The sequence below is a fragment of the Stutzerimonas stutzeri SDM-LAC genome (assembly GCF_000235745.1).
Classification (GTDB): domain Bacteria; phylum Pseudomonadota; class Gammaproteobacteria; order Pseudomonadales; family Pseudomonadaceae; genus Stutzerimonas; species Stutzerimonas stutzeri_H.
This window is the reverse complement of record NZ_AGSX01000101.1, coordinates 1-7495: the sequence shown is the minus strand read 5'-3', so window position 1 is coordinate 7495 and position 7495 is coordinate 1. Positions and strand designations below refer to the sequence as shown.

7 protein-coding genes are annotated in these 7495 nt (G+C 61.9%); 6 read left to right on the top strand and 1 reads right to left on the bottom strand.

The features are described from left to right. Positions 1 to 82: 82 nt before the first annotated feature. Positions 83 to 1117 carry a TRAP transporter substrate-binding protein DctP gene (gene dctP, locus PSTU_RS0110655; protein ID WP_019341013.1) on the bottom strand — a complete coding sequence of 345 codons (1035 nt, stop codon included), beginning with the start codon at positions 1115 to 1117 and terminating at the stop codon, positions 83 to 85. A gap of 427 nt (positions 1118 to 1544) precedes the next feature. On the opposite strand from dctP, the gene PSTU_RS0110650 reads away from it, so the two are divergent. The 6 genes from PSTU_RS0110650 to PSTU_RS0110625 all read left to right on the top strand — a co-directional run. After that, a complete protein-coding gene (locus PSTU_RS0110650; protein ID WP_019341012.1) occupies positions 1545 to 2063 on the top strand; it encodes a PaaI family thioesterase in 519 nt (172 codons plus the stop codon). Continuing rightward, entirely contained in the window at positions 2056 to 3267 is a 1212-nt protein-coding gene (locus tag PSTU_RS0110645) for an acyl-CoA dehydrogenase family protein (protein WP_019341011.1), read from the top strand. The genes PSTU_RS0110650 and PSTU_RS0110645 overlap by 8 nt, the downstream gene beginning before the upstream one ends. A gap of 30 nt (positions 3268 to 3297) precedes the next feature. After that, entirely contained in the window at positions 3298 to 4065 is a 768-nt protein-coding gene (locus tag PSTU_RS0110640) for an SDR family NAD(P)-dependent oxidoreductase (protein ID WP_019341010.1), read from the top strand. 10 nt (positions 4066 to 4075) lie between these two features. Next, complete coding sequence (locus PSTU_RS0110635; protein ID WP_019341009.1) at positions 4076 to 5137, top strand: phosphotransferase; 1062 nt, start codon at positions 4076 to 4078, stop codon at positions 5135 to 5137. Further along, positions 5134 to 5937 (top strand): 5'/3'-nucleotidase SurE, encoded by an 804-nt coding sequence (gene surE, locus PSTU_RS0110630; protein WP_019341008.1) that lies wholly within the window; start codon positions 5134 to 5136, stop codon positions 5935 to 5937. Before PSTU_RS0110635 ends, surE begins: the two co-directional genes overlap by 4 nt. Further along, positions 5937 to 7495, top strand: a 1559-nt coding sequence (locus PSTU_RS0110625) for a long-chain fatty acid--CoA ligase (protein ID WP_019341007.1), incomplete at its 3' end; no start/stop codon positions are given. The genes surE and PSTU_RS0110625, both read left to right, overlap by 1 nt.

The window sequence follows — 7495 nt, the reverse complement described above, 5'->3', positions numbered from 1 at the left end:
GCATGGCGGGCCCCACGAGCAAGGATTGAGCGAATCGCATTCCCGGCGCGTGGCCGCGCCGGGGTGGGTCAGGCGAGGGGGATTACTTGTAGCCAAGGTCACTGAGGAAGGTCTTGAGTTTTTGCAAGGCTTCAGCTGACTTGTCGCTACGCTTGCCTTCTTCTTCCCAGGTCTTTTTCGCGACCTCGCGGAGGCGTGCCTGGACATCATCCGGCAATACGTTGACCTTCACGCCCTGCTCCTTGATGACCTTTTGCAGGGCGATTTCTTCCTGATACAGATACTCGTTGGTGCGGTACCAGAACTGTTCATCGAGAATCTGCTTGATGATTTCCTGGTCGCGCTCGGAAAGCTTGTCCAGCGCCTTCTGGCTGATGATGATCACATCGGTACCGGCAATATTCAGTGCGGGACGCACATGATTTTTCGCCACCTCGTAGAAGCTCATGCTCGCCGCACCCTGCACGGCACCCCAATGGGCCCCATCAACCACGCCGGTATCGAGCGCCGGGTACAGTTCGCCCCCTGGCAGGTAGGTGGTGGAAGCGCCGGCCTCGTCGAGAAACTTTTGCAGCGCGCCGGATGAGCGAATCTTCAGCTTGGTGAAATCTTCCCAGCTGTTGATCGGATTCTTCACCACCATTTCAGTCGGGTAGACCTTGTCGGTCGACCAATAGACACCGTGCTTCGCAGCTTCCTCACGGAGCATGTCTTCGAAGCCCATCTGCTTATGGAAGTACGCAGCCTCCCAGACGTTTTGAAAGGCGAACGGCAGACCGGAGGCGATACCGGCAAGCGTCATCTTGTCCTGGGCATAGCCGGGGGAGATGGTGCCCATCTGGATGATGCCGCGGCTGACGGCGTTAAAGGTTTCCTGTGGCTTGAACAGCGCGCCGGATTCGAACAGCTGCAATTCCAGGCGACCATCGGTGCGCCGCTCGATTTCGTTTTTAAGCCTGACGAGGCTGTCCTGATAGGAGCTACTGGCACTCGGCCAATGCGATTGCACGCGCCATTTGGTGACTTCCTGTGCGGCTGCCATCTGCGGGCTCATGGCGGAGACTGCCAGCGCTAACAGGCCGGCGGGAACGAGTAGCTTCTTGAGCATGGATTTCATAACGCGTCCTCTTGTTGTAATTATCTGGCTGAGGCGATCTTTTGTGCCTCGTGTTCCGTGTCCGTGTTTCGCACAGCAGAACTGATTTTTGCAGGGCTGATCGAAAGCTAACATAGCGCGAGGCTTTTTCAAGCGCTAGCACAAAGCTATCGCTGCCTTTTTCGACAATCAGTTCGGCGCCCAGCGGCTGATTGATCTGCTTACGTCCAGCAGAGGTTGAGCTTAGACGGTTCTGTTTGTGGGGCATCATAATTCTGCCTGATGGAACTAGATTCCGAATTGACGCGATGTTTCAAGCATGCCAGCGTTAAAAGGAAGAGGACTCCCCACAAAAACAATCGAGAGGACTCGCTATGCGCCTTATCGTCAGCATCATCCAGATGCAATGTTCCTGTTTCGGTGCAACGCGTTGCGCGGTAACCGAGCGATGAACGGACAGGAAACGGAGCTGCCCGTTGACGACAGCCGAACCAATCATCTACCGATCAGTGGGGGCAGCGATCTGCCTGGCTTTCATCAGGTGCTTGGCTATCGTCAGGTGTCCTGGACTGAAGACGAAGCCGTGATCGAACTCGATGTGCAGGCCTGCCACCTGAACATGGCCGGCGTGCTTCATGGCGGCGTGATGACTGCGTTGCTCGATGTCGTGCTGGCCGAAGCCGGCACCTATTGCCCTTATCCGGGCCGGGTGCGCAAGGCGATCACTCTGGTCCTCAATACCACCTTTACCGGCCAATGCTCGGGCGGTGTGATACGCGCCATCGGTCGGCGACGGGCCGGTGGGACACGCATTTTCAATAGCTCCGGTGAGGTGCGCGACGCGGACGATCGCCTGCTGGCGATTGGTGAGGCGACCTTCCGGCTGCGCTCCGGCAGCGAGCAGGCGCAAGGCGTACCTGTGGATTTCCTCATGCCCAACAACAAGAAGGAAGACGGCGATGTATGAACTGACCGGCAAGGCGCAGGAACTCCAGCAGCAACTCACGGCGTTCATGGATGAACATATCTACCCGAACGAACACGTCTTTCACGAGCAGGTCGCCACCGCCAGCAACCGCTGGGCACCGCCGCCGATCCTCGAGGAATTGAAGCTCAAGGCCCGAGCACAGGGACTGTGGAACCTGTTCCTGCCGGAAAGCGAGCACGGCGCCGGGCTGACCAATTTCGAGTACGCCCACCTCTGCGAAATCATGGGCCGTTCGCATGTCGCCAGCGAGGTCTTCAACTGCTCCGCGCCGGATACCGGCAACATGGAAGTGCTGGCGCGCTACGGCACGCCAGCGCAGCAGGAGCAGTGGCTCAAGCCGCTGCTCAATGGCGAGATTCGCTCCTGCTTCTCGATGACCGAACCCGAGGTTGCATCGTCCGATGCCACCAACATCGCCTGCGAGATCCGCCGCGAAGGCGACGAGTACGTGATCAATGGCCAGAAGTGGTGGTCGTCGGGCGCGATGACCACCACCTGCAAGATCGCCATCGTGATGGGCAAGACGGACCCGGGCGCCGAGCGGCATCGGCAGCAGTCGATGATCCTCGTGCCGCTGGATACGCCGGGCGTGAACATCGTCCGTGCGCTCAACGTGTTCGGCTACGACCACGCACCCCATGGCCATGCCGAGATTCATTACGACAACGTTCGTGTGCCGGCCAGCAACATGCTGCTCGGCGAAGGGCGCGGCTTCGAGATCGCCCAGGGACGGCTCGGCCCGGGCCGCATTCACCATTGCATGCGCACCATCGGCGTGGCCGAGCGTGCCTTGCAGGCCATGTGCGAGCGGGTGCATTCGCGCGTCGCGTTCGGCAAGCCGCTGGCTGACTTCGACTCGATCCGCAAGGACATCGCACGTTCACGCATCGAGATCGAGCAGACCCGCCTGCTGACCCTGAAGGCGGCGCACATGATGGACACCGTCGGCAATAAGGTTGCGCGCCAGGAAATTGCCATGATCAAGGCCGCCGCACCGAGCATGGCGCTGCGTGTGCTGGACCGGGCGATTCAGGTGCATGGCGCCAAGGGGGTCAGCCAGGACAGTTTCCTGGCCGAGGCATGGGCACACCAGCGGACCCTGCGCCTGGCCGACGGCCCGGACGAGGTGCACCTGGACACCATCGCCAAGCTGGAACTGAAAAGCTACGCCAGCAAGCGCTAAGCCTCGACACAACAAGAAGGATGCCGTCTGATGACCAACCCATTATTCGACCTGACCGGAAAGGTCGCGCTGATCACCGGTTCAACCCGTGGCATCGGTCGTTCCATCGCTGAAGAAATGGCCCGTTGCGGCGCCCGAGTGGTGATTTCCAGCCGCAAGACCGACGCCTGCGAGGCCGTTGCCACCGAGCTGAAAGCCGCAGGTTTCGAGGCCATCGCCGTGCCGTGCCACGTGGGGCGCAAGGAAGACCTGCAACGGCTGGTCGACACCACCTTGCAGACCTGGGGGCGCATCGACGTGCTGGTCTGCAACGCGGCTACCAACCCGGTTTACGGGCCGACCAGCGAGCTGACCGACGACGCCTGGGACAAGATCATGGACACCAACGTCAAGGGCACCTTCTGGCTTTCCAACATGGTGCTGCCGCAGATGGCTGAGCGTGGCGAAGGTGCGGTGATCATGCTGTCCAGCATCGCGGGATTGCGCGGCAACACCGTGATCGGCACCTATGGCGTATCAAAGGCCGCCGAAGCGGCACTGGCGCGCAATTTCGCCGCGGAGTGGGGACCAAAGGGCATCCGCGTCAACGCCATCGCGCCGGGGCTGGTGCGTACCGATTTCGCCAAGGCATTGCTCGATGATCCGGAGCGGGTTCGCCGTGCCGCCGAGAAAACGCCACTGCGCCGTATTGGTGAGCCGGTGGACATTGCGGGGCTGGCGGTATTCCTGGCGGCACCGGCCAGCGCCTACATCACCGGCCAGGTGATCGTCGCGGATGGTGGCGAGACGGCATGCTGAGGGCGCCGCGATGAACGAACCCGAGCTGATCGACGTTCTGCCCGCGCATCGGTTCGATGAGCTAGCGCTGGCTCGATACCTGCGCCAGCATCTGCCGAGCCTGGGTGACGATCTGCTGGTTCGCCAGTTCCAGGGCGGCCAGTCCAACCCCACCTATTTGCTGGAAAGCGCCGGGCGCCGTTACGTATTGCGCAAGAAGCCGCCGGGCAAGGTGCTGCCCTCGGCGCATATGGTCGAACGTGAGTACAAGGTGATTCGCGCGTTGGCTAAACACAGCCGCGTGCCAGTGCCAACGGTGCATCTGCTGTGTGAAGACGAAAGCATCATCGGCACCGCGTTCTATGTGATGGACCACGTCGAAGGACGGATCTTCGGCCATCCGGCCCTGGACGAATTGTCTGTCGCCGAACGCCAGCCGATCCACCTGGCCGCCATCGATACCCTGGCTGCGCTGCATCAGGTTGACGTCGAGGCGGTGGGCCTTGGCGACTTTGGCAAGGCTCAGGGCTATTTTGCACGGCAGGTGAAGCGCTGGTCCGGCCAGTACCAAGCCTCCCGTTCAGGCGACATGCCGGCGATGGAAAACCTGATGCAGTGGCTGCCGGAGCATCTGCCTCAGCGCGACGAATGCGCCATCGCCCACGGCGACTACCGTCTCGGCAATCTGATCTTCGCGCCGGGCGAGGCGAGGGTCGCGGCTATTCTGGATTGGGAGCTGTCCACCGTCGGCCATCCACTGGCGGATCTGGCCTACTTCTGCCTGCCGTATCACCTACCGGCTGGCGTCGACGGTTTGCGTGGTCTGGTCGGCATCGACCTGCAGGCGCAGGGCATTCCGTCCGAGCAACAGGTGTTGGCGCGCTATTGTCAGCAAAGCGGGCGCGACGCCATCGACAACTGGCACGTCTTCGTGGCGTTCTCGCTGTTCCGGCTCGCCGCGATTCTGCAGGGCGTCTACGCACGAGCGCTGCAAGGCAACGCCAGCAATGCCGATGCGCTACAGGTCGGCCAGCGCGCCGGCTTGCTCGCTGACGCGGGCTGGCGCATTGCCCAGACGGGAGAATCGACATGAGTGCGCCCTTGCTGCGCCGGGTGCTGCTGACCAACGACGATGGCATCGCTGCGCCTGGGTTGGCTTTGCTGGAGCGAATCGCCGCGCAACTGGCCGAAGAAGTCTGGGTGGTTGCGCCGGAGCACGACCAGAGTGGGACCGGGCAGGGCATCTCGGTGCATTCGCCGTTGCGCGTGTACCGGCACAGCGAGCGGCGCTTCGCTGTTTCCGGGACACCGTCGGACTGCGTGATGTTTGCCATGGCCGAATGGCTGCAGGATTCGCCGCCCGACCTGGTGTTGTCCGGCGTCAACAGCGGGGCGAACATCGGCGACTCGGTTCCCTATTCCGGCACGCTCGGCGCCGTGATGAGCGCCGATGTGCTTGGTATTCCCGCCATCGGGCTGAGCCAGGCCTTTCATGATCGCGATCGAATCGACTGGTCCAGCGTCGAAGCCCATGCTGCGACCGTTATTCGCGCGCTTTGGTCGCGTCGGCAAGCGGGTGGATGTTGCTGGAACGTGAATTTCCCTGCCTGTTCAGCAGAAGGTGTCAGCCACCTGCGAATGGTCCGGCAGTCACGCGGCTCGATTGTCCGGCCACGCTTGCAGGCTGGCCATGACGGTCGCGGTTTGCCGTACTGGTGGCTTGGTTTCGAGCACTCTTCTGCACACATCATTGATCCCGAATTAGATGTAACCGCACTGCGCGACAAGCGCATCGCCATCACGCCGTTGAGCGAGACCCGCGGCTGGCTCGGCTGGTGCGAGGAGCGGGCCTTGGCTGATCTGGCTCTCAATTGCGATTCAGGAGTTCTGTAATGTTCACTCGTCATCACGCCGTCTGGCCTGAAGAGCTGCCCAAGCACCTGAGCGTGCCGGAAACCAGCCTGTTTACCAATCTTGAGATCGCCGCCCGGCGCTTCCCGGACAAGACGGCGATCATCTTCTACGACACCCAGATCACCTACGCCGAGCTGCTGCGCGAAGTAGAGGCGCTGGCCGGCTACCTCCAGCATCTGGGGGTCGCCAAGGGCGATCGGGTGCTGCTGTACATGCAGAACTCGCCACAGTTCACCATCGCGTATTACGCGATCCTGCGCGCCGACGCCGTGGTGGTGCCGGTCAACCCGATGAACCATAGCGCCGAACTTGAGCACTATCTGCACGATACGGGCGCGGCTGTATCCATTTGCGGGCAGGAGCTGACCGGGTTCATCGCCCCGCTGGTCGGCACGGCGCAGCTGCGTCACGTCATCGTCGCTGCGTATTCGGAATACGTTCGCCAGCCCACCGACCTGGCGCTGCCGGCCGAAGTGCAGGCTGCGCCGACCATGCCGGATTTCCACGGCGGTATCGCCTGGCGTGAGGCGCTCGATGCCGGTTATGCAGCAGGTCCGCATACAGCCGGCCCGGACGATCTCTGTGTGTTTCCCTACAGCTCCGGCACCACCGGCGCGCCAAAGGGCTGCATGCACACCCATCGTTCAGCGATGGCGACGATCATCCATCGCATCGTCTGGACCAACAGCACCAGCGAATCGGTGATTCTCGCCACGCTGCCTTACTTTCACGTCACGGGCATGCAGGGCGCCATGAGCGGGCCGATCTACAACGGCGGCACCGCCGTGATCATGACCCGCTGGGACCGCAAGGTCGCGGCGCAACTGATCGAGCGCCACGCCGTAACCGGCTGGGTCAACATCGCCACCATGGCCATTGATTTTCTCTCCGATCCGGAGCTGGAGCGCTATGACCTGTCCAGCCTGGTCAGCGTGGGCGGCGGCGGCGCGGCGATGCCCAAAGCGGTCGAGGAAAAGCTGCATCGGCTTACCGGGCTGCGCTACATCGAAGGCTATGGGCTTTCCGAAACCATCGCCGCCACCCATATCAATCCGGTGCCGCGACCCAAAGCGCAGTGCCTCGGGATTCCGGTCTTCGATGTCGACAGCCGGGTCATCGATCTGAATACCGGACAGGAACTCGGCCCCAACGAAGTGGGCGAGATCATCAGCCGCGGGCCGCAACTGTTCCAGGGCTACTGGAACCGGCCGGAAGAGACCGAACGCGCCTTCATCGAACTGGATGGCCACCGGTTTTTCCGCACCGGCGACATGGGCTACTACGATGAAGAGGGTTATTTCTTCCTGGTCGACCGCGTCAAGCGAATGATCAACGCGTCCGGCTTCAAGGTCTGGCCGTCGGAAGTGGAAAGCCTGATGTACCGCCACCCGGCGATCCAGGAATGCTGCGTGATCTCCTGTCCCGATCCCAAGCGCGGCGAGACGGTCAAGGCCTGCGTCGTGCTGCGAGACGGCCAGGCCGGGCAAGTCAGCGAGCAGGACATCATCGACTGGTGCAAGGCCGAGATGGCAGCCTA

Bases quoted from the DNA above. Each gene is read 5' to 3' on its own strand.
- dctP (WP_019341013.1), bottom strand. From the start codon at position 1,117: ATGAAATCCATGCTCAAGAAGCTACTCGTTCCCGCCGGCCTGTTAGCG.
- PSTU_RS0110650 (WP_019341012.1), top strand. From the start codon at position 1,545: ATGAACGGACAGGAAACGGAGCTGCCCGTTGACGACAGCCGAACCAAT.
- PSTU_RS0110645 (WP_019341011.1), top strand. From the start codon at position 2,056: ATGTATGAACTGACCGGCAAGGCGCAGGAACTCCAGCAGCAACTCACG.
- PSTU_RS0110640 (WP_019341010.1), top strand. From the start codon at position 3,298: ATGACCAACCCATTATTCGACCTGACCGGAAAGGTCGCGCTGATCACC.
- PSTU_RS0110635 (WP_019341009.1), top strand. From the start codon at position 4,076: ATGAACGAACCCGAGCTGATCGACGTTCTGCCCGCGCATCGGTTCGAT.
- surE (WP_019341008.1), top strand. From the start codon at position 5,134: ATGAGTGCGCCCTTGCTGCGCCGGGTGCTGCTGACCAACGACGATGGC.